At 70.4% G+C, this 23,737-nt stretch carries 26 protein-coding genes and 3 pseudogenes; 14 read left to right on the forward strand and 15 right to left on the reverse strand.

All coding sequences use genetic code 11. The annotated features are described in order from the left end of the window. Window positions 1-30 precede the first annotated feature (30 nt). From ACFJGX_RS23160 to rpsP, 6 genes are all read right to left on the reverse strand, one after another. Window positions 31-969, reverse strand: a complete 939-nt coding sequence (locus ACFJGX_RS23160; protein WP_382323678.1) for a CobD/CbiB family protein — start codon at window positions 967-969, stop codon at window positions 31-33. A 51-nt stretch (window positions 970-1,020) separates the two neighbouring features. Then, window positions 1,021-1,704, reverse strand: coding sequence for a CoA pyrophosphatase (locus ACFJGX_RS23165; RefSeq protein ID WP_382159818.1), 684 nt, complete (start codon window positions 1,702-1,704; stop codon window positions 1,021-1,023). A 94-nt stretch (window positions 1,705-1,798) separates the two neighbouring features. After that, on the reverse strand, window positions 1,799-2,155 hold the full coding sequence (gene rplS / locus ACFJGX_RS23170; RefSeq protein ID WP_066268749.1) for a 50S ribosomal protein L19: 357 nt from the start codon (window positions 2,153-2,155) through the stop codon (window positions 1,799-1,801). Window positions 2,156-2,288: 133 nt separating this feature from the next. After that, complete coding sequence (gene trmD, locus ACFJGX_RS23175; RefSeq protein ID WP_382323677.1) at window positions 2,289-3,065, reverse strand: tRNA (guanosine(37)-N1)-methyltransferase TrmD; 777 nt, start codon at window positions 3,063-3,065, stop codon at window positions 2,289-2,291. 99 nt (window positions 3,066-3,164) lie between these two features. Beyond that, window positions 3,165-3,764: a ribosome maturation factor RimM gene (gene rimM, locus ACFJGX_RS23180; protein WP_382159823.1), complete on the reverse strand. Its 600-nt coding sequence runs from the start codon at window positions 3,762-3,764 to the stop codon at window positions 3,165-3,167. 16 nt (window positions 3,765-3,780) lie between these two features. After that, window positions 3,781-4,035: a 30S ribosomal protein S16 gene (rpsP, locus tag ACFJGX_RS23185; protein ID WP_382159826.1), complete on the reverse strand. Its 255-nt coding sequence runs from the start codon at window positions 4,033-4,035 to the stop codon at window positions 3,781-3,783. A gap of 180 nt (window positions 4,036-4,215) precedes the next feature. On the opposite strand from rpsP, the gene ACFJGX_RS23190 reads away from it, so the two are divergent. Together ACFJGX_RS23190 and ACFJGX_RS23195 are read left to right on the forward strand one after the other, a co-directional pair. Then, window positions 4,216-4,746: a GNAT family N-acetyltransferase gene (locus ACFJGX_RS23190; protein WP_382323676.1), complete on the forward strand. Its 531-nt coding sequence runs from the start codon at window positions 4,216-4,218 to the stop codon at window positions 4,744-4,746. Between the two features lie 5 nt (window positions 4,747-4,751). Then, a complete protein-coding gene (locus tag ACFJGX_RS23195) occupies window positions 4,752-5,201 on the forward strand; it encodes a hypothetical protein (protein WP_382163694.1) in 450 nt (149 codons plus the stop codon). A 15-nt stretch (window positions 5,202-5,216) separates the two neighbouring features. On the opposite strand, the gene ACFJGX_RS23200 is transcribed toward ACFJGX_RS23195, so the two are convergent. The 7 genes and pseudogenes from ACFJGX_RS23200 to ACFJGX_RS23230 form a co-directional block, all read right to left on the reverse strand. Beyond that, window positions 5,217-5,690, reverse strand: coding sequence for an AEC family transporter (locus ACFJGX_RS23200; protein ID WP_382327161.1), 474 nt, complete (start codon window positions 5,688-5,690; stop codon window positions 5,217-5,219). 112 nt (window positions 5,691-5,802) lie between these two features. Then, a pseudogene (locus ACFJGX_RS23205) lies at window positions 5,803-6,174 on the reverse strand (AEC family transporter); the annotation flags it as partial. Window positions 6,175-6,202: 28 nt separating this feature from the next. Further along, window positions 6,203-6,757: a DUF3299 domain-containing protein gene (locus ACFJGX_RS23210; RefSeq protein WP_382323674.1), complete on the reverse strand. Its 555-nt coding sequence runs from the start codon at window positions 6,755-6,757 to the stop codon at window positions 6,203-6,205. 29 nt (window positions 6,758-6,786) lie between these two features. Continuing rightward, the gene (locus tag ACFJGX_RS23215; protein ID WP_382323673.1) at window positions 6,787-7,026 is read right to left on the reverse strand and encodes a hypothetical protein; all 240 of its coding nucleotides are present in this window, start codon (window positions 7,024-7,026) and stop codon (window positions 6,787-6,789) included. Window positions 7,027-7,030: 4 nt separating this feature from the next. Further along, window positions 7,031-8,254 (reverse strand): FtsX-like permease family protein, encoded by a 1,224-nt coding sequence (locus tag ACFJGX_RS23220; protein ID WP_382323672.1) that lies wholly within the window; start codon window positions 8,252-8,254, stop codon window positions 7,031-7,033. Continuing rightward, entirely contained in the window at window positions 8,251-8,910 is a 660-nt protein-coding gene (locus ACFJGX_RS23225) for an ABC transporter ATP-binding protein (RefSeq protein WP_382323671.1), read from the reverse strand. The genes ACFJGX_RS23220 and ACFJGX_RS23225 overlap by 4 nt, the downstream gene beginning before the upstream one ends. Further along, window positions 8,907-9,386 carry a Fur family transcriptional regulator gene (locus tag ACFJGX_RS23230; RefSeq protein ID WP_382323670.1) on the reverse strand — a complete coding sequence of 160 codons (480 nt, stop codon included), beginning with the start codon at window positions 9,384-9,386 and terminating at the stop codon, window positions 8,907-8,909. Before ACFJGX_RS23230 ends, ACFJGX_RS23225 begins: the two co-directional genes overlap by 4 nt. An 86-nt stretch (window positions 9,387-9,472) precedes the next feature. Between ACFJGX_RS23230 and ACFJGX_RS23235 the strand changes: the two genes are divergently transcribed. The 9 genes and pseudogenes from ACFJGX_RS23235 (at window position 9,473) to ACFJGX_RS23275 (ending at window position 19,052) form a co-directional block, all read left to right on the forward strand. Next, window positions 9,473-10,246 carry a metal ABC transporter ATP-binding protein gene (locus tag ACFJGX_RS23235; RefSeq protein WP_382323669.1) on the forward strand — a complete coding sequence of 258 codons (774 nt, stop codon included), beginning with the start codon at window positions 9,473-9,475 and terminating at the stop codon, window positions 10,244-10,246. After that, on the forward strand, window positions 10,243-11,112 hold the full coding sequence (locus ACFJGX_RS23240) for a metal ABC transporter permease (RefSeq protein ID WP_382323668.1): 870 nt from the start codon (window positions 10,243-10,245) through the stop codon (window positions 11,110-11,112). The genes ACFJGX_RS23235 and ACFJGX_RS23240 overlap by 4 nt, the downstream gene beginning before the upstream one ends. 16 nt (window positions 11,113-11,128) lie before the next feature. Beyond that, window positions 11,129-12,082: a metal ABC transporter substrate-binding protein gene (locus ACFJGX_RS23245; protein WP_382323667.1), complete on the forward strand. Its 954-nt coding sequence runs from the start codon at window positions 11,129-11,131 to the stop codon at window positions 12,080-12,082. 250 nt (window positions 12,083-12,332) lie between these two features. Continuing rightward, a pseudogene (locus ACFJGX_RS23250) lies at window positions 12,333-13,850 on the forward strand (TonB-dependent receptor); the annotation flags it as partial. A gap of 91 nt (window positions 13,851-13,941) precedes the next feature. Next, window positions 13,942-14,232, forward strand: a complete 291-nt coding sequence (locus ACFJGX_RS23255) for a TonB-dependent receptor domain-containing protein (RefSeq protein ID WP_382328779.1) — start codon at window positions 13,942-13,944, stop codon at window positions 14,230-14,232. Between the two features lie 68 nt (window positions 14,233-14,300). Beyond that, a pseudogene (locus tag ACFJGX_RS23260) lies at window positions 14,301-15,209 on the forward strand (ABC transporter ATP-binding protein); the annotation flags it as partial. Continuing rightward, window positions 15,206-17,461 carry an iron chelate uptake ABC transporter family permease subunit gene (locus tag ACFJGX_RS23265; protein WP_382327163.1) on the forward strand — a complete coding sequence of 752 codons (2,256 nt, stop codon included), beginning with the start codon at window positions 15,206-15,208 and terminating at the stop codon, window positions 17,459-17,461. The pseudogene ACFJGX_RS23260 and the gene ACFJGX_RS23265, both read left to right, overlap by 4 nt. Window positions 17,462-17,522: 61 nt before the next feature. Next, window positions 17,523-18,410 (forward strand): EamA family transporter, encoded by an 888-nt coding sequence (locus tag ACFJGX_RS23270; protein ID WP_382159865.1) that lies wholly within the window; start codon window positions 17,523-17,525, stop codon window positions 18,408-18,410. Between the two features lie 90 nt (window positions 18,411-18,500). After that, the gene (locus ACFJGX_RS23275; protein ID WP_382327165.1) at window positions 18,501-19,052 is read left to right on the forward strand and encodes a fasciclin domain-containing protein; all 552 of its coding nucleotides are present in this window, start codon (window positions 18,501-18,503) and stop codon (window positions 19,050-19,052) included. 15 nt (window positions 19,053-19,067) lie between these two features. On the opposite strand, the gene msrA is transcribed toward ACFJGX_RS23275, so the two are convergent. Both msrA and ACFJGX_RS23285 read right to left on the reverse strand, forming a co-directional pair. Continuing rightward, entirely contained in the window at window positions 19,068-19,604 is a 537-nt protein-coding gene (gene msrA / locus ACFJGX_RS23280) for a peptide-methionine (S)-S-oxide reductase MsrA (RefSeq protein WP_382323661.1), read from the reverse strand. Window positions 19,605-19,627: 23 nt separating this feature from the next. Further along, the gene (locus ACFJGX_RS23285; RefSeq protein WP_382323660.1) at window positions 19,628-20,518 is read right to left on the reverse strand and encodes a LysR family transcriptional regulator; all 891 of its coding nucleotides are present in this window, start codon (window positions 20,516-20,518) and stop codon (window positions 19,628-19,630) included. A gap of 100 nt (window positions 20,519-20,618) precedes the next feature. On the opposite strand from ACFJGX_RS23285, the gene ACFJGX_RS23290 reads away from it, so the two are divergent. From ACFJGX_RS23290 to ACFJGX_RS23300, 3 genes are all read left to right on the forward strand, one after another. Further along, on the forward strand, window positions 20,619-21,803 hold the full coding sequence (locus tag ACFJGX_RS23290) for an acyl-CoA dehydrogenase (RefSeq protein ID WP_291112760.1): 1,185 nt from the start codon (window positions 20,619-20,621) through the stop codon (window positions 21,801-21,803). 87 nt (window positions 21,804-21,890) lie between these two features. Beyond that, window positions 21,891-22,571: a TetR/AcrR family transcriptional regulator gene (locus tag ACFJGX_RS23295; protein ID WP_382159877.1), complete on the forward strand. Its 681-nt coding sequence runs from the start codon at window positions 21,891-21,893 to the stop codon at window positions 22,569-22,571. Between the two features lie 13 nt (window positions 22,572-22,584). Continuing rightward, window positions 22,585-23,730 carry an efflux RND transporter periplasmic adaptor subunit gene (locus tag ACFJGX_RS23300; protein ID WP_382159880.1) on the forward strand — a complete coding sequence of 382 codons (1,146 nt, stop codon included), beginning with the start codon at window positions 22,585-22,587 and terminating at the stop codon, window positions 23,728-23,730. Window positions 23,731-23,737 lie beyond the last annotated feature (7 nt).

A 23,737-nucleotide genomic window follows, 5' to 3' on the forward strand; every position in this document is an offset into this window, starting at 1 on the left:
GGTGTTCTGGATGGATTGACCGCTCTCCGGCTACAGGCCTGCCAGGGTGAGCAGCGCGAGCAGCAGCATCCAGAGCACCACCGCGCGCCACACCAGCCCCACCACACTGCTCAGGTGGGCCAGTTGCGGATCCGGCCGGGCGGCGGGGTCGCCCACCACCTCGTCGTCTTCGATCGTGAGCGGATCGAGCTGCGGGGTCAGCCGCACGTTGATGGCGCCCGAGGTGGCGGCCAGCACTACGCCGTCGCTGCCCGGGGCAAAGCGCTCGGCATCGCCGCGCCAGCTGGCCACGGCCTCCTCGAAGTTGCCCACCACGGCGAAGCCCAGCGCCGTCACGCGCGCCGGCACGTGGTCGACCCAGCGCCAGGCGGTCGCGGCGGCGTGCTGCAGCGCCGGGCTGGGCGTGCCGTCCGGGCGCGCGCGCCAGTTGCGCGAGAGGTACTCGGCCAGGCGGTAGAACACCGCGCCCGAGGGGCCCAGGCCGATGGCCCAGAACACCACGAAACACACCAGCACGCCGAACACGTGGCGGTGGGCGGCCAGCACCGAGTGCTCGATCACCTGGCGCAACAGCTCGGTGCGCGGCAGGCTGGAGGCGTCCACACGCAGCCAGCGGGCCAGCTTCTCGCGCGCGGTGGCGTCGTCGCCCACATCGAGCGCCTGCCGGATTTCGCTGAAGTGGTGGCTGAACTGGCGAAAGCCCAGCGTCACGTAAAGAATGCCAATGGTCCACACGAAAGCCAGCACGGAGCTGAATTGCCACAGGCCCCAGTACACCAGCCCCGCGATGGCCGCCGGCACGCCCACCGCCAGCACCCAGGCGACCCAGCCATGGGAGGACTGGCCGGCATCGAGGTTGCGGCGCACGGTGCGCGCCCAGCCGCGCAGACCGGCGTGAACGGGGTTGTCAAAGGCGAGCGGGCGCGCCTGTTCCAGCAGCAGGGCAATGAGGATGGCGAAAAAACTCATGGCGCCATCATAGTGGCGTGAGGGGCGCGCGCCACAGAGCGCCGCACGGGCCTAGGCGCTGAGCATGCGGTAGAAGTTGCGCAGCATGCCGGCGGTGGCGCCCCAGATGAAGCGCTCGCGGTCGCCGTCCAGGTAGGGCATGGAGTACCACTCGCGCACCACGCCCTCGAAGGCCAGCGCGTGGCGCCGGTGGTGCAAGGGGTTCATGAGGTAGGCCAGCGGCACCTCGAACACGTCGTCCACCTCGTCCGGGTTGGGCACCAGCTCGAAACCCGGCCGCACCAGCCCCACGACCGGCGTGACGATGAAGGACGTGCCGGTGACGTACACCGGCAGCGTGCCCAGCACCTCCACCCGATCCGGCGCCAGGCCGATCTCTTCCTGCGCCTCGCGCAGGGCGGCGGCGGTGGCGTCGGCGTCCTCGGGGTCGAGCTTGCCGCCCGGCAGGGCGATCTGGCCCGAGTGGGTGGACAGGTGGGCCGTGCGCTGGGTCAGGATGAGCGTGAGCTCGTCGCGCATCACCAGCGGCAGCAGCACCGCCGCCTCGGCGGGCGCGCGGTCGACGAACTTGCGCTCGCGGTGAAGCTCGGGCGTCCACACCGGCGGTCGGGCGAACAGTTCGCGCAGGCCGGTGGGCGTGAGGCGCTGCGCCTGCGCGGGGCGCAGCATCTCGTCGGCCTCGTCCGCGACGATGGGCACCAGGCGCGGATCAAAAGCGGGCAGAACGTGGGTCATGTGAAGGCAAGCATAGGCCAGACGCAAAAAAGCCGCTCCGGGGAGCGGCTTTTTCTTGGGAGGGTGCATGCGACCGGGCCAGGCCCGATGCGCTTTACGCGCCCAGCTTTTCCTTGATGCGGGCCGACTTGCCGCTGCGCTCGCGCAGGTAGTACAGCTTGGCACGGCGCACGGCACCGCGGCGCTTGACTTCGATCTTGGCGATCAGCGGGCTGTACAGCGGGAAGGTGCGCTCGACGCCTTCGCCGTTGGAGATCTTGCGCACGATGAAGCTGGAGTTCAGGCCACGGTTGCGGCGGGCCACCACCACGCCTTCGTAGGCCTGCACGCGCTTGCGCGTGCCTTCGATCACGTTCACGCTGACGATCACGGTGTCGCCAGGGGCGAACGGGGGAATGACTTTGCCAAGGCGAGCAATTTCTTCTTGCTCAAGGGTTTGGATGAGGTTCATGATTTCCTGTTTTGTCGGTCATGGCCGCGCTGCACTAAAGGCCGCGAATCCGGCAGGGCCCCTGTCCAGACCCTTGCGGGTTTGCGGGGTGGCCCGGTCGCGGCGGCCGGTCAGAGGATCGAAAAGCCTTGGATTATAGCAATCCCTGAGCGCGGAGGAAAGCCTGGTCCGCCGCGTCGAGCAATCCCTGCGCCCGGGCACGGGCCAGCAGGTCGGGCCGGCGGCTGGCCGTGAGCAGCAGGCTTTGCTCGCGCCGGTGGCGGGCGATGCGCTCGTGGTGGCCGCCCAACAGCACCTCCGGTACCGCCATCGGCCCCCGCGGGCCCTGCCAGACCTCGGGGCGGGTGTGGTGCGGGCTGTCCAGCAGGCCGTCGAGCGCCGGGTTGAAGCTGTCCTGCTGGTGGCTGCCCTCGTCGGTCAGCACGCCGGGCTGCAGGCGCGCCACGGCATCCAGCAGGGCCATGGCCGCGATCTCGCCACCCGAGAGCACGAAATCGCCCAGGCTGATCTGCCGGTCCACGCAGGTGTCGATGAAGCGCTGGTCGATGCCTTCGTAGCGGCCGCACACCAGCACCGCGCCCTGGCTGCGCGACCAGCCCTCGACGCCCGCGTGGTTCAGCGCCTCGCCGATCGGGGAAAAAAGGACCACGGGGGCGCGGGCATCGTCGGCCTCCGCGCGCGCGGTGCGGATAGCCTGCAGGCACTGCCACAGGGGTTCGGCCATCATGACCATGCCCGGGCCGCCGCCAAACGGGCGGTCGTCGACCCGGCGGTAGTTGCCTTCGGCGAAATCGCGCGGATTCCACAGGTGCACGGCCACCTGGCCGGACTCGAAGGCGCGGCGGTTGATGCCGTGCTGCAGGAAAGGCGCGAACAGCTCCGGGAAAAGCGTGATGACGTCGAAGCGCATGGCGGTATTGTGAGCGTCAACGATCCGGTGCCGGGCCGCCCCAAGCGGGATCAACCCCCTCGGGGGGCAGTGACCCGCGCAGCGGCGGAGCGTGGGGGCCTAGTAATCCGGCTGCCAGTCGGCGGTGATGCGGCGCTGCGCCTTGTCGACGTCGTCGATGTAGGCCGCCACGAACGGGATCATGCGCTCGGCGGTCTGCTCGGTGCCGTCCACCGTCTCGGTGTGTTCGAGCACCAGCACCGAGGTGGGCCCGGTGGGCATGAGGTCGCGCACCACGCCCAGGTGCACGCCTTCGCGGTTGAACACGTCCAGGCCGATCAGGTCGACCCAGTAGTACTCACCTTCGGGGGTGGCCGGGAAGGCGCTGCGCGGCAGGTAGATGCGCACGCCCTTGAGGGCCTCGGCCGCATTGCGGTCGTCCACGCCGTCCAGCTGGGCGACCAGGCCGTCGGTGTGGGGTTTGACTTCCGCCACGCCCACGCCCACGCAGCCCGTGAACGCCGAGAAGCCGCGCGCGAAGCGGGCTTCGGGCGGCTGCAGGAACCAGGAAGAGGAAGCGATCAGCGCCGAGGTGTCGGCGCTGTGGGGCAGGATGCGGACCCAGCCCTTGATGCCCCACGCGTCCTGTATGCGCCCCAGCTCGACGGCGTCGTCGGGCAGGGGCAACGCCTTGAAGGCGCCGGACGCGGGGTGGCTCACCTTGCTGCGGGCAGGATCAGGCCGCGGCCTTGGCGGCGTTCTGCTTGACCAGGCGCGCCACGGTGTCCGACGGGGTGGCGCCAACGCCGGTCCAGTAGGTCAGGCGGTCCAGGGCGATGCGCAGGGGCTCTTCACCACCGCGGGCCAGGGGGTTGTAGAAACCGATGCGCTCGATGAAGCGGCCATCGCGGCGATTGCGCTTGTCGGCAACCACGATGTTGTAGAACGGACGGGCTTTTGCGCCGCCGCGGGAGAGTCGAATGACGACCATGATTTATCCTTCGGGTGGAGAGGTACCAGGATCGGTACTTCACTGGATCTTGCGACCCGCTTTATTTGCAGCGCTTGAGACACACGACTGACCACCCGGCCAGCGAAACGCCACGAAACCCGCGATTATAGCCCGTTCGCTGGTTTTGCCAGCCCCCTTCCCGAGCGACCCACCTTACCCATGCCCCTGATCCGCCCCAGCCGCGACGAAGACCTCGACGCGATCACCCGCATTTACGGCCACCACGTGCTGCACGGCACCGGCACTTTCGAAACCACCCCGCCCACCCCGGCCGAGATGACGGCGCGCCGCGCCGACGTGCTGGGCAAGGGCCTGCCCTGGCTGGTCGCCGAAGAAGGCGGCCAGGTGCTGGGCTACGCCTACGGCAACTGGTTCAAGCCGCGCCCGGCCTACCGTTTTTCGGTCGAGGACTCGATCTACATGGACCCGGCGGCCCACCGCCAGGGCCTGGGCCGCGCGCTGCTCGCCGAGCTGCTGGCCGCGCTGGAACGCGCCGGCACGCGCAAGGTGATGGCCGTGATCGGCGATTCGGCCAACGCCGGCTCCATCGGTGTGCACAAGGCGCTGGGCTTCGAGCCCGTGGGCGTGGTGCAGTCGTGCGGCTGGAAATTCGGCCGCTGGCTCGACATCGTGCTGATGCAGAAGACCCTGGGTGCCGGTGACAGTGCGCCGCCGAACGAGGGCGCATGACGATGATGCGCAAGAACAAGACGCTGGCGGTCTGGCTGGCGCTGCTGGGCGGCATGCTCGGCCTGCACCGTTTCTACCTGCGCGGCCTGGGCGACTGGGTGGGCTGGCTGCACCCGATCCCGGCGGCGCTGGGCCTGTGGGGCGTGGACCGTGTGCTGCTCTACGGGCAGGACGACAAGCTCTCGTGGGTGCTGATCCCGCTGCTGGGCGCGACCATCTCCGCCAGTTGCCTGATGGCCATCGTCTATGCCCTGACCGACCGCGAGAAGTGGAACCGCCAGTTCAACCCCCAGCTGCCGGCGGACGCCGTGTCGGGCGGCACCAACTGGCTGACCATCGGCGCCCTCGTGGCCGCGCTGCTGATGGGCACGGTCGCGCTGATGGGCAGCCTGGCCTTCGGCTTCCAGCGCTACTTCGAGTACCAGGTCGAAGAAGGCCGCAAGATCAGCCAGTGAGCGAGCACCCGGCGCTCAGTTGAGCCAGGCCATGGTGGTCATCACCAGGCTGAGCGTGAACAGCGCGAGCACGGTGGACAGTCCCATGGCCGCGGTGGTGACTTCCTGCGCCACCTCGTAGCGCTGGGCGAACAGGAACACGTTCGCCCCCACCGGCAGGGCCGCGGCCACCACCATCACGGTCAGCGGCATGCCGGTGATGCCCATGCCCCAAGCGCACAGGCCCACCAGCAGCGGCAGCACCAGGTTCTTGGACACGCTGACCCACAGGGCCTGGCGCAGGTGGCCGGCCATGGGTGTGCGCGCCAGGGTCACGCCCACCAGCACCAGCGCGATCGGGCCGAAGGCGCTGCCCAGCAATTGCAACGGCCGGTCCACCACCGTGGGCAGCGTGAGGCCGCTCTGCGCGAACAGCAGGCCGCACAGGATGGGCAGGGGAATCGGGTGGATGAGCGCGCCCTTGAAGGCCGACCACGCCGTGGCCAGCACGTGCGGCGCGCGCTGCGCGACCCGCGCGGGCTTCGCGCGCCACCGCGAGTTCGAGCACGATGGAACCGGTGGTCAGCAGGATCAGCGCATGCACCGACACCAGCGTGAGCACCGTGACCTGCGCGCTCTTGCCGTAGGCCAGTTCCACCAGCGTGATGCCCAGCATCACCATGTTGGAGAAGGTGCCGGCCAGGGCCAGCACCACGCTGCCCCGGTTGAAGCCCCGCCAGGCGATGGACACCGCCAGCAGTGACAGCGCGGCCAGGAAGTAGGCGCCGATCGGCCGCAGGTCGAGTTCCTCGAAATGCACCGAGCTCATGGTGCGGAACAGCAGGGCCGGGATGAGCAGCAGGAAGACCAGGTTGGACAGGTCCTTGACCGCGGCATCGCGGATCCATTGCAGGCGCCCGGCCAGGTAGCCGAGGCCGATCAGGATGAAGACCGGGGTGAGGGAGGCGACGACGGGGTGGCTGGCGATGTTCACCCGGCGATGGTATCGCCAGGCGTGCGCGTCACTCGACGCCGACGGCGCCGGTGATGCGGTAGTACAGGCCGTAGGGGTCGTTCTGCAGCACGTGGAAGGTGCCCTCGACGACCACCGCCTCCAGCTTGTACTTCACCGGCTTGCTGGTGCGCACCTCGACCATGCTCTCGGGCCCGCCCGGCGTGCAGAAACCGCAGGTCAGCGGCACCGAGGCGAGCAGGAAGTGGCGCTGGCTCTCGCCCGGCTCCAGCGGCATCATGAAGCCCTGCAGCCGCAGCTTCTTCTGGTTCAGCTCGGCCACCGGCGCCGGGTACACCGGCACGATGCGCTTGTTCTCCACCTTGGTGGTGATGTCGGTCAGCGTCGACCAGGCGACCACGTCGCCGCGCCTGGGCAGGGGCGCGAACGGGCTGAGCGGGCTGTGCACACCCGCACCCTGGCCGTGCGGCAGGCCCGAGGGCTGGCTCGAGGGGGTGCCGGGCGGCACCGGCGAGCTCAGGGTCTGGGCCCCGGCACCGACCAGCACGGCCCCGCCCATCACGAGCAGCGCGGCGAAACGAGAGGCTTGGAACAGGTGGCGCATGGGGAATCGTCTCGGTTGGGTTCAGGCCGTCAGTGCGCGTGGCGCATGCCGCAGTATTTTCCCAGGGCCAGACCCTTGCAGGCCACCGCGAGTTCCTGCATGCAGACTTTTTCGCCCTTGCCGGCCTCCAGGCACTTGGCCGCGCCTTCGTGCGCCACGGCCATGGCGCGGTGGCGGGCGATGTCTTCCCTGGTCTCCTTGTCGGAGTGCTGGGCCAGCGCGGCGGTGGACAGCAGGGCGGCGGCGAACAGGAACAGTGTTTTCTTCATGGTGTTACCTCGAATTCAGGAGTTGAGTGACATCGACACGGTAGGCATGGAGGGCCGGCAGGAGCGCCGCCACCACCGCCACCCCCAAGGCCAGCACGGGCACCCAGGCTTCGCCCGACACCCATTGCCAACCGGTGATCGCCAGCGAATGCCGGGCCATCAACATCTCGCCCATGAGGGCCGTGAGCGCATGCGCGGCCAGCAGGCCCAGCGCGCACGCCAGCAACGCGAGCCACAGCGCCTCGCACAGCAGCAGCGCGGCCACGCGCCGCGGCGGCGCGCCCAGCATGCGCAGCATCGCCAGGTCGGCGCGGCGCTCGCGCACCGCGCTCCAGAGCGCGATGAACACCGACAGCCCGGCCACGCCCAGAAGCACGGCCGCCAGCCCGCGCAGCACCTGCGTGCCCACACCGACCATGCTCAGCAGGCGCGTGATCTCCACCGCCGGCGCCGCGGCCTGCAGCGAGGTGGTCTGGTTGATGAAGCGCGGGAAGCTCACCGCCGCCAACGGCGTGCGGTAGCGGATCAGGGCCAGCGTGATCTCGCGCTCGGCCGCCAGCGCCTCGGCCAGTTCGGCGCGCTCGGCCTCGTCCATGTTCGCGCCGGCGTGCATGTCGTCGTGCACGCGCCAGACCGATTCGGTGGCGGTGAGCACCAGCCGGTCGAGCACGCAGCCGCAGGGCGCGAGCACGCCGGTGACGGTGTACGGCGTCTCGCCGTGCGAGCTGCCACCCACGCCCAGGCCGTGCGCGCCTTCGAAGGCCTGGCCCACCTGCAGGCCCGTGCGCGCGGCGACCTGTGCGCCCAGCACGGCCTCCAGCGGCGCCTGCCAGAGCGCGCCCTGCGCGAGCCGGGCACCGTAGTGGGCCGGGTAGTCGTGCGTGGTGCCCACGATGCGGAAGCCGCCCAGGTTGTCGCCCAGGCTCAGCGGGATGAGCTGCGCCACCTGCGGGTGTTCCGCGAGCTGGCGGGCCTCGGCCAGCGGGATGTTGCCGGGCGGCACGTCCAGGTGGAACACGCCCGCGAGGATGAGCTGCATCGGGCTGCCCTTGGCGCCCACCACCGCGTCGATGCCGGCGAGGTCGCGTTCGAAGGCGCGGTCCACCTGGTCGCGCGCGATCAGCACGAAGGCCATGGAGGCCAGGCCCAGCGCGAGCAGCAAGAGGTTGAGCGCCGTGGCCAGCGGGCGCGACCAGAGGTAGCGCCAGGACAGGGTCAATACGTTCATGCCACGCGCTCCGGGCGGGTTGCCACGAAGGTGAGCACCTGCGCGTGCGGCAGCGCGTCGCGCACGCGGGCGTCGTGGGTGGCGATCACGAGCGTGGCGTCCAGCGCCTTCGCGCTGCGGCGCAGCAGCGAGAGCGCCGTCATGCAGGCGTCGTCGTCCAGGCTCGCGGTCGGCTCATCGGCCAGGATCACGCGCGGGCGCAGCAGCACGGCGCGCGCCAGGGCCACGCGCTGGGCCTGCCCGCCCGAGAGCTGGGTGGGCCGGCGGTTCGCCAGCGCGCCGAGGTCCAGCGCCGCCAGCACCTCGGCCACGGCGGCGCGGTCCACCGGCAGGCCGGCGGCGAAGTGCGCGAGCGCGAGGTTGTCGGCGACCGTGAGCGCGTCGCTCAGGTGCAGCTGCTGCGGCAGAAAACCGATGTGGCGCGCGCGCCAGGCATCGCGGGCCGCACCGCGCAAGGCACCCACCGACTGACCGGCCACCACGATCTCGCCCGCGCCGGGCGTGAGCAGGCCGGCGGCCAGCGCCAGCCAGGTGGACTTGCCGCTGCCCGAGGGCCCGCGCAGCAGCAGGGTGCCGCCCTGCGCCACCGACACATCGGCCATGCGCAGCGGCGCCTGGCCCGCGTGGGCGTATTGCAGCCCCCGGGACTCGATCACGCGGCGGGCTCCAGGCAATCCGCGCAGGTGCCGTGCACCGCCACCTGCTCGCCCCGGTGGCCCTGGCGCGCGAGGCTGCGCAACAGGTCGCGGGCCAGCTCGCTCACGTCGGCCATCGGAAATTGCCGGTGGCAGGCGTCGCATTCGAAGCGCGGCGGTGTGCCCTCGTCGGCATTCGCATCCAGCGGCGCCAGGCTGAAGCGCCAGGTGCGCGCCTGGTCGTCGGTCTGGCGTTGCAGCACGCCGCAAGCGGCCAGGCGGTCGAGCAGGCGGTAGAGCGTGACGCGGTTGATGTCCAGCCCGCGCGCGGTGAGCGCGTTCAGCGCCTGCGCATGGGTGAGCCCGCCGTGCGGCTGCGCGAGGAACAGGCCCAGCACGGCGCGCGTGGCCAGCGTGCGGCGCAGGCCGGCGGCTTCCAGCCGGGTCTGGATGTGGGGTGGTACAGCCACCGGTTCTTTGGTCTGGCGTGGCGACATGGCTTGGGTCTCCATAAATGCAACTATGTTGCGTTAACATACGCACTATCGCAATTCAGTTGCAGTATCTTAGCTGCAATCCCCCCGTGCCCGACCTTCAAGCTTCCGCCCCATCGGCCATCGTGCTGCACGACCTCACGCTGGGCTACGAGCGCCATCCGGCCGTGCACCACCTCTCGCTCACGCTGCCACCGGGTGCGCTGGTGGCGGTGGTCGGCCCCAACGGCGCGGGCAAATCGACCCTGCTGAAGGCACTGGCCGGGCAGCTCCCACCGCTCGGCGGGCGCATCGACGGCCTGGGCACGCGCCAGCGCGTGGCCTGCCTGCCGCAACACAGCGGGATCGACCGCAGTTTTCCGATCTCGGTGCAGGAGCTGGTCCTGCTCGGCCTGTGGCACGAGGTGGGCGCGCTCGGGCGACACAGCGCCGCGCACCGCCGCGCCTGCCACGAGGCGCTGGCGGCGGTCGGCCTGCTGGGTTTCGAGCGGCGCGCGATCGACACGCTCTCCGGCGGCCAGCTGCAGCGCGCCCTGTTCGCGCGCCTGATCCTGCAGGACGCCCCGGTGGTGCTGCTCGACGAGCCCTTCGCCGCGATCGACCAGCGCACCACCCGCGACCTGCTCGTCCTGCTGCACCGCTGGCATGCGCAGGGCAAGACGGTGATCGCGGTGCTGCACGACCTGGCCCAGGTGCGCGAGCACTTTCCGCACACCCTGCTGCTGGCCCGCGAGCCGGTGGCCTGGGGCGTGACGGCGGAGGTGCTGACCGCCGACCACTGGGCCCGCGCCCTGCGGCTGCAGGAGCCGTTCGACGACGGCGCCGAGGCCTGTGGCGCCACCGCCCACGGGGTGCCGGCATGAGCAGCGCGCTGTGGCTCGACCCGTTTCTGGAGTTCGGCTTCATGCAGCGCGCGCTGCTGGGCTGCGTGCTGCTGTCGGTGAGCGCCGCACCGGTCGGTGTGTTCCTGATGCTGCGCCGCATGAGCCTGACCGGCGATGCCATGGCCCACGCGATCCTGCCCGGTGCCGCGCTGGGTTACCTGGTGGCCGGCCTGTCGCTGGGCGCGATGACGGTGGGCGGCATCGCGGCCGGCCTGGCGGTCGCCGTCGGCTCCGGCCTGGTCGCGCGCCACACCGTGCTGCGCGAAGACACCAGCCTGGCGGCCTTCTACCTGCTCTCGCTCGCGCTGGGCGTGCTGATCGTCTCGACGCGTGGCAACAGCGTGGACCTGCTGCACGTGCTGTTCGGCACCGTGCTCGCGCTGGACGACGCCGCGCTGGCGCTGCTGGGCGGCATTGCACTCGTGACGCTGCTGGCCTTGCGCGTGCTGTACCGCCCGCTGGTGCTGGAGTGCCTGGACCCGGGTTTCCTGCGCGGCACCAGCCGCTGGAGCGCGGCCGCGCATTTCGGTTTTCTGACGCTGCTGGTGATCAATCTCGTGGCCGGCTTCCATGCCCTGGGCACGCTGATGGCGGTCGGAATGATGGTGCTGCCCGCCGCCACCGCGCGTTTCTGGGTGCGCCGCCTCGTGCCGCTGCTGGCCTGCGCCGTGGCCTTCGCCCTGTTCGCCAGCGCCAGCGGCCTGCTGGTCTCGTACCACGCCGACTGGCCCACCAGCCCGGTGATCGTGCTCAGCCTGGGCGCGATGTACCTGCTCTCGATGCTGTTCGCGCCGCACGGCCTGCTGCGCCAGCGGCGCCCCGCCCTTTCCCACCTCAAAGCCTGAAACCAAGGACCTGCTCATGACACACACCACCGCCTTCCTGCCCCGCCGCCTCACCACCCTCGCCGCGCTCGCGCTGGGCCTGGCCGCGCTCACCCCGCCGCTGCACGCGCAGGCGCCGCTGCGCGCGGTCGCCAGCTTCAGCATCCTGGGCGACATCGTGAAAGAGGTCGGCGGCGACCGCGTGGCGGTCGACGTGCTGGTCGGGCCCGGTGCCGACGCCCACGTGTTCCAGCCCACGCCGGCCCATGCGCGCCTGGTCGGCCAGGCGCAGGTGGTGTTCGCCAACGGCCTGGGCTTCGAGGGCTGGCTGAGCCGCCTGCTCAAGACCTCGGCCTACAAGGGTCGGCCGGTGACCGTCAGCCAGGGCATCCCGCCGCTCAAGAGCGAGCCGGACCACGACCACGGCGAGCACAAGAAGGGCCATGACCACGGCCATGGCGAGACCGACCCGCACGCCTGGCAGAGCGTGGCGAACGTGAAGGTGTACGCGCGCAACATCGCCAAGGCCCTGTGCCAGGCCGACGCCGCCAGCTGCGACCTCTACAACCGCAATGCCCGCGCCTACGAGGTCAGGCTCAACGAGCTCGAGGCCGAGATCCGTGCCGCCTGGGCGCCGATTCCGGTGGCGCAACGCAAGGTGATCACCTCGCACGACGCCTTTGGCTACTACGCGCGCGACCACCAGGTGCGCTTTCTCGCGCCGCAGGGCGTGAGCACCGAGAGCGAGGCCTCGGCCAAGGGCGTGGCGCAGCTGGTGCGCCAGATCCGCCAGGACCAGATCAAGGCCCTGTTCGTCGAGAGCATCTCGGACCCGCGCCTGATCGAGCAGATCGCGCGCGAGACCGGCGTCAAGCCCTCGGGCGCGCTCTATTCCGATTCGCTCTCCGCGCCCGGCGGCGCGGCGCCGAGCTACATCGAGCTGATGCGCTTCAACACCCGCGCACTCACCACCGCCGTGCGCGGGCAGTGAGGACCATCCCTTTCACGATCAAGCCGAGCACCGCATGTTTCCTACCGCTTTCCGCCTTCTCCCGTGCGCGATGGCCAGCGTCTCGATGGCCGCCTGGGCCCAGACCGAGCCCGTGCCCACGCTGGAGACCGTCACCATCAGCGACACGCGCGAACGCGCCTACCGCGCCATCGTCGCGCCCACGGCCAACAAGAGCGACACCACGGTGAAGGAGACGCCCTTCTCCATCCAGACCGTCACGCGCGAGCTGATGGAAGACCGTGGCGTCACCAGCTTCGGCGAAGCCGTGCGCACCGTGCCGGGCCTGACGCCGCAGGTGGGCTGGGGCGGCAGCAACGACCGCTTCCGCCTGCGCGGCTTCGCCACTTCCGCCAACCTCAAGAACGGCTTTCGCCGCAGCGTGTTCGCCCCGGTGGACGAGCTGGTCAACATCGAACAGATCGAGGTGCTCAAAGGGCCGGCCTCGGCGCTCTACGGCCGCTTCGAACCCGGTGGCGTGGTCAACCTGGTGACCAAGCAGCCGCAGGACACCGCGCGCACACGCTACGAGCTGACCGCCGGCAGCGACCGCTTCTACCGCGCCACCGTCGACAGCACCGGCCCGATCAGCGAGACCCTGAGCTACCGGCTCACCGGCTCGTGGCAGGACAACCAGAGTTTTCGCGACTTCGTCGGCGCCGAAACGCAGTTCGTCTCGCCGGTGTTCCGCTGGCGGCCCGCGCCGCACACCACGCTGACTGCCGAACTCGAACTCGGCCGCAAGCGCGGCGCCTTCGACCGCGGCTTCGGCAACAGCCCGCTTTTCCTCGGCGTGCCCATCCACACCAACTACGCCGAAGCCGACACGCGGCTGAAAAATGACAGCGCGCTGGCCTCGCTGGTGCTCGACCACCGCCTGGACAGCGGCTGGCAGCTGCACGCGGGCCTGCAGGCCTCGTCGGCCAAGACCGACGCGCTCTGGTACCCCTTCGGCTTCAGCCCCATCACCGGCGCCGGCACCCCCAACCCGCAGGTCAACCGCCGCCAGCAGCGCAGCATCGACGACCAGACCGACCTCTCGGTCCTGGCCGAGGTCTCGCGCCGCTTCGAGACCGGTGGCGTGCGCCACCGCGTGCTGTTGGGCGCCGACGCCAATCGAGACACCTGGGACTTCCGCGCCGACGCCAACGTCGGCCCCTTCGGTTTCCCGACCAACCTGCCGATCGACTTGTACAAGCCAGTACACGGCACCACCGTGGTCGGCCCGCTCGTGCCCTACGACGCGTCGAACTACCGCAGCCGCAACGTGGGGCTGTACGCGCAGGACGAGCTGCAGCTGGGTGACCAGTGGCGCGTGCTGTTCGGCCTGCGTTACGACCGCTCGCGCACCTTCGCGCGCGCCGACTACCTGCCGGTCTCGGACACGCTGGCGCGCAGCGACGACGCGCTCTCGCCGCGCCTGGGCGTGACCTGGACGCCGAGCGACGCGGTGTCGCTGTACGCGAGTGGGTCGAAGTCGTTCCTCACCGAGCCCTTCAGCGGCATGCTGCGCAACGGCAGCCTGCCCGCGCCGTCGCGCGGCACGCAGCTGGAAGTCGGCGCCAAATTCAGCCTGCTCGACGGCCGCCTGGAGCCCACGCTGGCGGTGTTCGACATCCGCCGCCGCAACGGCCTGGTGTCGGACCCCACCGACTTCGACCACGTGCTGCAGGTCGGCGAGCAGCGCAGCCAGGGCTGGGAGCTGGACGTGCCGTTCAGCATCACGCCGCGCTGGCGCCTGCTGGCGAGCGTCACCGAGCTGAAGGCGCAGATCAGCCGCGACAGCGACGCCAGCCTGGTGGGCACCCTGCTGCGCCAATGCACCGCGCCGCAGCGCCAGCCTGTGGACCACCTTCGATTTCAGCGGCCGCGCCGCGGGGCTGAGCGCGGGCCTGGGCGCGATCTACGTGGGCGAGCGCCAGGCCAACACCGCCAACAGCTTCGTGCTGCCCTCCTACGTGCGCTGGGACGCCAATGTGGCCTACCGCTTCGGCGCCGGCCAGCGTTACAAGCTGCAGCTCGCGCTGCAGAACCTGGGGAACAAGCGCTATTACGACTCGGGCGGCGCCTTCGTGCCGACCTACCCGGGCGCACCGCGCACCGTGCTCGCCAGCTTCGCCATGGCGCTCTGATGGGCCTGAGCACCCATGGCCTGACGGTCGGCCACGGCGGCCAGGCCCTGCTCGGCCCGCTGGACCTCGCGCTGCCCGCAGGCCGCTTCGTCTGCCTGATCGGCGCCAACGGCGCCGGCAAGTCGACCCTGATCCGCACGCTGTGCGGCATGCAGCCCGCCGTCGCCGGCGAGGTGCGGCTCGGTGGGGTGGCGCTGAACCGCATCACGGCGACCGAGCGCGCGCGCCGGCTCGCGGTGGTGCTCACCGAGCGCGTCGATGTCGCGCAGATGACCGGCCACGACCTGGCCTGCCTGGGCCGCTATCCGCACCTGGGCTGGGGCGGTCGGCTCGGCGCGGCCGACCACGCCGCGGTGCAGACCGCGCTGCAACAGGCCGGCGCGCTGGCGCTGGCACACCGGCTGGTCGCCGAGATGTCGGACGGTGAACGCCAGAAGGTGCTGATCGCCCGCGCGCTGGCGCAACAACCGCGCGTGCTGGTGCTGGACGAAGCGACCGCCTTTCTCGACCTGCCACGCCGCATCGAGACCATGCACCTGCTGCTGGCGCTGGCGCGCGAACAGGGTCTGGCCGTGCTGCTGTCCACGCACGACCTCGAACTCGCGCTGCGCCACGCCGATGCGCTGTGGCTGATCGACGGCCAGCGCCGCCTGCACGCCGGCGCGCCCGAAGACCTCGCGCTGGACGGCACCCTGGCCGCCAGCTTCGCCGCCGAGGGCCTGGCCTTCGACCTGGAGCGCGCCGAGCTGCGCGTGGGCCACCATGCGCGGCGCGGCATCCGCCTCGAAGGCGAGGGCATGGCGGCGGCCTGGGCACGGCGGGCGCTGCAGCGTGCGGGCTGCGCGCACGACCCCGAGGCCACGCAGACCGTGCACGTGGTGGCACACGGCGTCTACACCCTGAGCCAGCGCGGCGAAACGCCGAGGCCCTTCACCAGCCTGGGCGCCCTGGTGGACGCGCTCGGCGGCCAAGCATGAGGCGCCTGCAGCTGATACCGCTGCTGCTGTTGTGCGGCTGCATGCAGATCGCACCGCCGCCGCGCGCGGCCTGGCCCTCGGTGGTGGTGGGCGTGGACGGCCTGAGCGACAACCTCGACGCCGCCTGCGTGGCCGAGCACCGCCCGGGCGTGGATCTCTTTCCGCACAAGACCACCTTCACCCACTCGGTGCAGTTGCAGGTGAGCTACGGCCCGCACTACAAACGCGTGCGCTTCACGCCCAGCGTGGGCACCGGCGAAACGCTGGACTACCTGCTGGTGCAGTGCGGCACACCGGTGCCCGCGCACGGGCCGCACGAGCAGGTGATTCAAGTGCCGATACAGAGGCTGGTCACCGGCAACGCCGCCATGCTGGGCGCACTCGACGAGCTGGGCCTGGTGGACCGGCTGTACGGGGCCGAAAACACGCGCAGCGCCACCGTGCCGTCGGTGCGCGAGCGCATCGCGCAAGGCCTGGTGCACGATATGTGGGGCTACGGCCACGCCTCCATCGAATCGGTGATGGCGGTGCAGGCCGATGTGTACCTGAGCTTCTACTCCGCCTACCCGCAGGGCAACATGCACCCGCGCCTGTGGGAGCTGGGTGTGCGCGCGATCGCGCAGGCCGACCACCACGAGACCCACCCGCTGGGCCGCGCCGAGTGGCTCAAGCTGCTGGCCCTGCTCACCAACCGCGAGGCCCTGGCCAACGCGCGGTTCGACCGCATCGAGGCGCAGTACCTGCGGCTGGCGGCCCTGGCGGCCACGGCGCCCGACCGCCCCCTGGTGATGGCCGGCTTCGCCGCCGGGCGAGACACCGTCGAGACCTTCGGCGGGCGCAACCAGCGCGCCCGGCTGATCCACGACGCCGGCGGGCGCTTTGCGCTCGCGGACGACGCGCGCAGCAGCAGCCTGGTGTTCGAACGCTTCGAGAAGGTCTACGCGCGAGCGGCCGATGCGCCGGTCTGGCTCGGCACGCTGGGCGGCCAGGCCAGCGCTGCGCACCCTGGTCGACGCCAACCCCTTGCACGGCTGGTTCCGCGCCGCGCGCGAAGGCCGCGTGTTCGCCTGGGACCAGGGCTACACCGGCGCCTGGGCCTACCCCTTCCAGGACCAGGGCATGACCCGGCCCCATGTGCAGCTGGCCGAAGCCATCCGGGCGCTGCACCCGGGCCTGCCCCTGCCGCCCCTCGTGACCGACACCCCTTTCCTGCGCCGACTGCCATGACCACCACCCCGCTCACCTCCGCCAGATTCGCGGCGATGACCCTGCTGATGCTGGCCTTGTTCGTGGCCGAACTCTCGCTCGGCTCGGTCGCCATCCCGCTGGCCGCGGTCTTCGACGTGTTGTCCGGCGGCGCCGCCCATCCGGTGTGGCGCGACATCGTGCTGGGCTTTCGCCTGCCGCGCGCGCTCAACGCGCTGTGCTCCGGCGCGGCGCTCGGGGTGGCCGGCCTGCTGCTGCAGACCCTGTTCCGCAACCCGCTGGCCGACCCCTTCGTGCTCGGCATCGTGCACGGCGCGCGACTAGGCAGCGCCCTGCTGGTCACGGTCGCGGGCGTGGCCGGCAACGCGCTGTTGCTGCGCTTCGGCCTGACCGGCGACATCGGCCTGGCGCTGGCCTCGGTGGCCGGCTCGGTGGCGGTGCTCGCGCTGCTGGCCGGCCTGTCGCGCCGGGTCGGCACCGTCACGCTGCTCATCATCGGCCTGATGCTGGGTTACCTCGCCATCGGCCTCATCAGCGTGTCGATGCACTTCATCGACGAGACCCAGGCGCGCGCCTTCAAGGCCTGGGACGACGCGAGCTTTGCCGGCGCCACGCGCCAGCAGCTGCAGATCCTCGTGCCCGGCGTGCTGGTCGGCCTGCTCGCGGGCGGCCTGCTGGTGAAGCCGCTCAACGGCCTGCTGCTGGGCGAGCGTTATGCCGCGTCCATGGGCATGCGCGTGACCCTGGTCAAGCGCGGCGCGCTGCTCGCCACCGCGTGGCTGAGCGGGCTGGTGACGGCCTTCTGCGGCCCGGTGGCTTTTCTCGGCCTGGTGGCCGCGCAGGTGGCGCGCGCGCTGATGCGCAGCGCCGACCACCGCGTGCTGCTGCCGGCCGCCGGTCTGGTGGGCGCGGTGCTGGGCCTGGCGGCCGACCTGGTGCTGCACCTGCCCTGGAGCCGCCACGTGTTCCACCTCAACGCGGTGATCGGCCTGGTCGGCGCGCCCGTGGCCCTGTTACTCCTCTACCGCACACGGGCATTGCACTGAGCGCGCAGGCAGGTGGCGGGCCGCTGGCTACACTGCCGGTCTCCCCGCTTCACACCACGCCGTGCCCATCACCCACCTGCTCCTCGCCCTCTCGGTGGTGTTCGTCTGGGGCACGAACTTCGTGGTGATCCGCTGGGGCCTGGACGGTCTGCCGCCCTTCCTGTTCGCCACGCTGCGCTTCGCGCTCTCGGCCCTGCCCTGGCTGCTGTTCATCCCGCGACCGACCGCGCCCTGGCGCAAGATCGCCGCCTTCGGCGTGTTGTTGGGCGTGGGCCAGTTCGGCCTGCTGTTCCTGGCGATCCGCAGCAGCATCTCGCCGGGCCTGGCGTCGCTGGTGGTGCAGCTGCAGGTGTTCTTCACCATCGGCCTGTCGCTGTGGATCATGGGCGAGCGCGTGCGCGGCTTCCAGGTCGCGGGCCTGCTGCTGGCGCTGGCCGGCCTGGGCGTGATCGCGGCCAACCTCGACGCCTCGGTCACCCTGCTGGGCATGGGCCTGGTGCTGAGCGCGGCCTTCTTCTGGTCGCTCGCCAACCTGGTGGTGAAGTCGCTCGGGCCGGTGAACATGCTGCACTTCATGGTCTGGAGCAGCGTGTTCGCGGTGCCGCCGCTGTTCGCGCTGTCGTGGTTCGTCGAAGGCCCGCAGGCCATCGCGAGCAGCCTGCAACACGCGGACGGGCTGGTGTGGGCCAGCGTGCTGTGGCAGGCGGTGGGCAATACGCTGTTCGGCTACGGCGTGTGGAACTGGCTGCTGGCGCGCCACCCGGCGGCCACGGTGACGCCGCTGGCGCTGCTGATCCCGGTGTTCGGCATGGGCGCCTCGGCCCTGTCCCTGGGCGAGTCGCTGCCCGGCTGGAAACTCGGCGCGGCCGCGCTGGTGCTGCTGGGCCTGGCGGTGATCGTCTGCTGGCCGCTGCTGCAGGCCCGGTGGGGCCGCGCGAAACCGGCCTGAGCCCATCGCCGGGTCTTTTTTGAATCCAGTGCGGGGTCGCGCTGCGTATCTCCTTCAGCCGCAGTTCCGGCTTCAACCCAAGGAGATTCCATGATCACGCAGACCCTCAGCAAGACCGTTCTGGCCCTGGCGATCGGCACCGCATCCCTCGGCGCCTTCGCGCAAGTCATGGTCGGCGGCGCGCCCATGCTGGCCAGCAAGGACATCATCGACAACGCGGTCAACTCCAAGGACCACACCACGCTGGTGGCCGCCGTGAAGGCCGCCGGCCTGGTGGACACGCTCAAATCGCCCGGCCCGTTCACCGTGTTCGCGCCCACCAATGCCGCCTTCGCCGCCCTGCCCGCCGGCACCGTGGACACCCTGCTCAAGCCCGAGAACAAGGGCATGCTCACCGGCATCCTGACCTACCACGTGGTGCCCGGCAAATGGGACGCCGCGGCCATCGCCAAGATGATCGCCGACGGCAAGGGCATGGCCTCGATCAAGACCGTGGCCGGCGGCACGCTGGTGGCCAAGTCGGCCGGCGGCAAGGTCACGGTGACGGATGAAAAAGGCGGCGTGCGCACCGTGACCATCGCCGACGTTTACCAGTCCAACGGCGTGATCCACGTCGTGGACAAGGTGCTGATGCCGAAGTGATCGGCCCCGCAGGACCTACTTCGCCAGGCGGGCGAAGGTCTTGCGGAATTTCGCCACCTTGGGCGCGGCCACGGCCATGCAATAGCCCTGGTGCGGGTTGCGCTCGAAGAAGTCCTGGTGGTAGGCCTCGGCCGGCCAGTAGTTGAGCAGGGGCTTGAGCTCGGTGACGATGGGCTTGCCGAAGGCGTTGTCTTTGGTGAGCTCGTCGATCAGCGCCTGAGCCACCCGCTGCTGCTCGGCCGTGGTGAAGTAGATGCCGCTGCGGTACTGCGTGCCCACGTCGTTGCCCTGGCGGTTGAGCGTGGTCGGGTCGTGGATCACGAAGAAGATCTCCAGGATCTCGCGCGTGGTCACCTGCGTCGGGTCGTACTCGAGCCGCACCACCTCGTTGTGGCCGGTGGTGCCGGTGCACACCATCTCGTAGCTCGGCCGCTCGACCTGGCCGTTGCTGTAGCCCGACTCGACATCGGTCACCCCGGTCACTTCCTTGTAGACGGATTCGGTGCACCAGAAGCAGCCACCGCCCAGCACCAGCACCTGTTTGTCGCTCATCGTGTTCTCCATGGGTTGACGCCTCACTGTACCGGTTGGGCAAAGGCCCGCACCGCGTCCAGGAATGCCACGAGCGCCGCCTGGTCGCGATCCGTCTTCCAGAGGCAATGGGTTTCGTAAGCCGGCGTGTCCACATCCAGCGGCACGAACACCGCGCCGGGCAGGCCGGCCTGCTGCAGCGCGGCCGGCACCAGCGCCACGCCCAGGCCTTGTGAAACCAGCGACACCACGCTGAGCCAGTGGCGCAGCTCGTAACGGATCTCGGGCGAGAAGCCCGCGTCCGCGCACAGGCCCAGGATGCGCTCGTGGTAATCGGGCGAGACCGCGCGCGACACCACCGCGAACGGCTCGCCCTGCAGCTGCACCAGCGGCAGGCGGCGCCGGCGCGCCAGCGCGTGCCCCACCGGCAGGCAGGCCACGAAGGGCTGGCTCGACACCAGGATCTGCGAGAAGCTCGCCGGCACGCGCGTGGTGTGCACGAAGCCCAGGTCCAGCCGCTCGTGCATGAGGTCGATCAACTGGTCGCTCGAACTCATTTCGCGCAGCACCAGCCGCAGGCGTGGATGGCGCGCCGCGAACCCCTGCAGGATCTGCGGCAGCCCCCGGTACAGCACCGTGCCGGCGAACCCGATCTGCAGGCTGCCCACCAGGCCCTGGGCCACCTCGCGCGCCTCGCGCGCGGCCTGGCCTGCCTGGTCGAGCAAGGCCCGCGCGGCCGGCACGAAGGCCTGGCCCGCGGCCGTGAGCTGCACGCCGCGGCTGTTGCGCGTGAACAGCTGCGCCCCGACCGAGGCCTCCAGCTGCTGGATGTTGAGCGAGAGCGGCGGCTGCGTGATGGCCAGGCGCTGGGCCGCGCGGCCGAAGTGCAGCTCTTCGGCCAGCACGAGGAAATAGCGCAGGTGGCGGAATTCCATGAATCTGAAATTTATATGGATGAATACACCAACGATATTAGACAGATATTCATCAGCCGTCGACAATCGCCGCATCGCCACCCGAACACCGGAGACAAGCATGAGCACCCCCAAAGCCCGCTTCAGCTGGGAAGACCCGTTCCAGCTCGACCAGCAACTGAGCGACGACGAGCGCCAGGTGCGCGACGCCGCCCACAGCTACTGCCAGGAAAAGCTGCTGCCGCGCGTGACCGAGGCCTTCCGCCATGAGAAGACCGACGCCGCCATCTTCCGCGAGATGGGTTCCCTCGGCCTGCTGGGTCCCACCATCCCCGAGGCCTACGGCGGCAGCGGCCTGAACTACGTCTGCTACGGCCTGGTGGCGCGCGAAGTGGAGCGCGTGGACTCGGGCTACCGCTCCATGATGAGCGTGCAGAGCTCGCTGGTGATGGTGCCGATCAACGAATTCGGCTCCGAGGCGCAGAAGCAGAAGTACCTGCCCAAGCTGGCCACCGGCGAGTGGATCGGCTGCTTCGGCCTGACCGAACCCAACCACGGCTCCGACCCCGGCAGCATGGTCACGCGCGCCAAGAAAGTGGCCGGCGGCTACAGCCTCTCCGGCGCCAAGATGTGGATCACCAACTCGCCGATCGCCGACGTGTTCGTGGTCTGGGCCAAGGACGACGAAGGCGCGATCCGCGGCTTCATCCTGGACAAGGGCATGAAGGGCCTGAGCGCCCCGGCCATCCACAGCAAGGTGGGCCTGCGCGCCTCCATCACCGGCGAGATCGTGCTGGACGAGGTGTTCTGCCCCGAAGAGAACGCCTTCCCCGAGGTGCGTGGCTTGAAGGGCCCGTTCACCTGCCTCAACAGCGCGCGCTACGGCATCGCCTGGGGTGCGCTGGGCGCGGCGGAAGACTGCTACTTCCGCGCCCGCCAGTACGTGCTGGACCGCCAGCAGTTCGGCCGCCCGCTCGCGGCCAACCAGCTGATCCAGAAAAAACTGGCCGACATGCTGACCGAGATCAGCCTGGGCCTGCAGGGCTGCCTGCGCCTGGGCCGCATGAAGGACGAGGGCACGGCCGCCGTCGAGATCACCTCCATCCTCAAGCGCAACAGCTGCGGCAAGGCGCTGGACATCGCCCGCCTGGCGCGCGACATGATGGGCGGCAACGGCATCAGCGACGAATTCGGCGTGGCGCGCCACCTGGTGAACCTGGAGGTGGTCAACACCTACGAGGGCACGCACGACATCCACGCCCTCATCCTGGGCCGCGCGATCACCGGCATCCAGGCGTTTTCCTGAGCACGGCCTCCGGGGGGCCAAGGGCCCTCCGTTGCCGTCGGATATGGGGGGTGGGGTATCTACTAACCCACCGGTCATTAAAACCCCATGTCTGCCCCCACGCCCCTGACCTCCCCCGAATCCGACGCCGAACCGCGCCAGCGCCGCGCCCGGCGCAAGGAGGCGCGCCCGGGCGAATTGCTGGACGCGGCGCTGCGCCTGTTCGTTGAAAAGGGCTTCGCCGCCACCCGGGTGGAAGAAGTCGCCGCGCTGGCCGGCGTGTCCAAGGGCACCCTGTTCCTGTACTTCCCGAGCAAGGAAGAGCTGTTCAAGGCCGTGGTGCGCGAGAACCTGGCCGGGCGCTTTCCCGAGTGGAACGAGGAACTCGACCACTTCGAGGGCGACAGCGCCGAGCTGGTGCGCTACTGCCTGCACACCTGGTGGGAGCGCGTGGGCATGACCCCGGCTTCCGGCATCACCAAGCTGGTGATGAGCGAGGCCGGCATGTTCCCCGAGATCGCGGCCTTCTACCAGAAGGAAGTGATCGAACCCGGCCACGAACTGATCCGGCGAATCCTGCAGCGCGGCATCGACCGCGGCGAGTTCCGCCCGCTCTCCATGGACTACGCCATCTACAGCCTGATCGCGCCGATGATCTTCGTGCTGATGTGGAAACATTCCATGGCGCCCTGCTGCGCCTCGAACGAGACGCTGGACCCGATCGGCTTCATCGACAACCAGGTGGACCTGCTGCTGCACGGCATGCTCGCGCCCAGCCCCACACCCTGACCTTCACGCCACCATGAACGCTCCCCGCTCGCGCTCCACCTGGATCAAATGGCTGCTGCTGGCCGTCCTGGTGCTGGGTGTCGGCCTGGGCCTGGTGCGCGCGCTGGACAAGCGCAAGACCCAGGGCGAAACCGCCCGCGCGGCCGCCGAGGCGCTCAAGACCGCGCCGGTGTACACGCTCTCCGCGCGCGACGTGGTGGCCGTGCAGGCGCTGGAGCTGACGCAGACGGTGGGCCTCTCGGGCTCGGTGCAGGCCTTGCAGACCGCCGCCATCAAGGCGCGCACCGCCGGCGAGATCCAGGGCCTGAGCAAGCGCGAAGGCGACGCGGTGAAGGCCGGTGAGGTGGTGGCGCGCATCGACAGCACCGAGGCCGACGCGCGCGTGCGCCAGGCCACGCGGCAGGCCGAGTCGGCCCAGTCGCAGGTGGCGATCGCGCGGCGCACGCTGGACAACAACCAGGCCCTGGTGCGCCAGGGCTTCATCTCGGCCACCGCGCTGGAGACGGCCAGCGCCAACCTCGCCGGCGCCGAAGCCACGCACCAGGCCGCATTGGCCGCGCTGGACATCGCGAAGAAGGCCCTGGCCGACACCACGCTGCGCTCGCCCCTGACCGGCCAGATCTCGGCCCGCCTGGTGCAGAACGGCGAACGCGTGGGCGTGGACACGCGCGTGTTCGACGTGGTGGACCTCTCGGCCTTCGAAATGGAGGCCGCCATCACCCCGGCCGACGCGGTGTCGGTCAAGGTAGGCCAGACGGCGAACCTGCGGGTCGAAGGGCTGGCCGAACCGGTGCGGGCCACGGTCTCGCGCATCAACCCCAGCGTGCAGGCGGGCAGCCGCAGCGTGCTGGTGTACCTGCGCGTGCCTGCCGCCGAAGGCATGCGCCAGGGCCTGTTCGCGCAGGGCCAGATCGTCACCGGCGCGGTCAACGCGCTGGCGGTGCCGCTGTCCTCGGTGCGCAACGACAAGCCCCAGCCCTATGTGCAGGTGGTGCGCGAGAGCAAGATCGCCCACGTGGTGCTGGACGGCGGCGCCACCGGCCTGCGCGGCAGCGAGCCCATGCGCGAGGTCAAGGGCCTGCAGGCCGGCGAGCCGGTGCTCAGCGCCCAGGCCGGCGCCATCCGCGAAGGCACGGCCGTTCGCCTGGCCACCCACTGAGCGCGCC

This window comes from Hydrogenophaga sp. UC242_50 (genome assembly GCF_042697355.1).
Lineage (GTDB): Bacteria > Pseudomonadota > Gammaproteobacteria > Burkholderiales > Burkholderiaceae_C > Hydrogenophaga.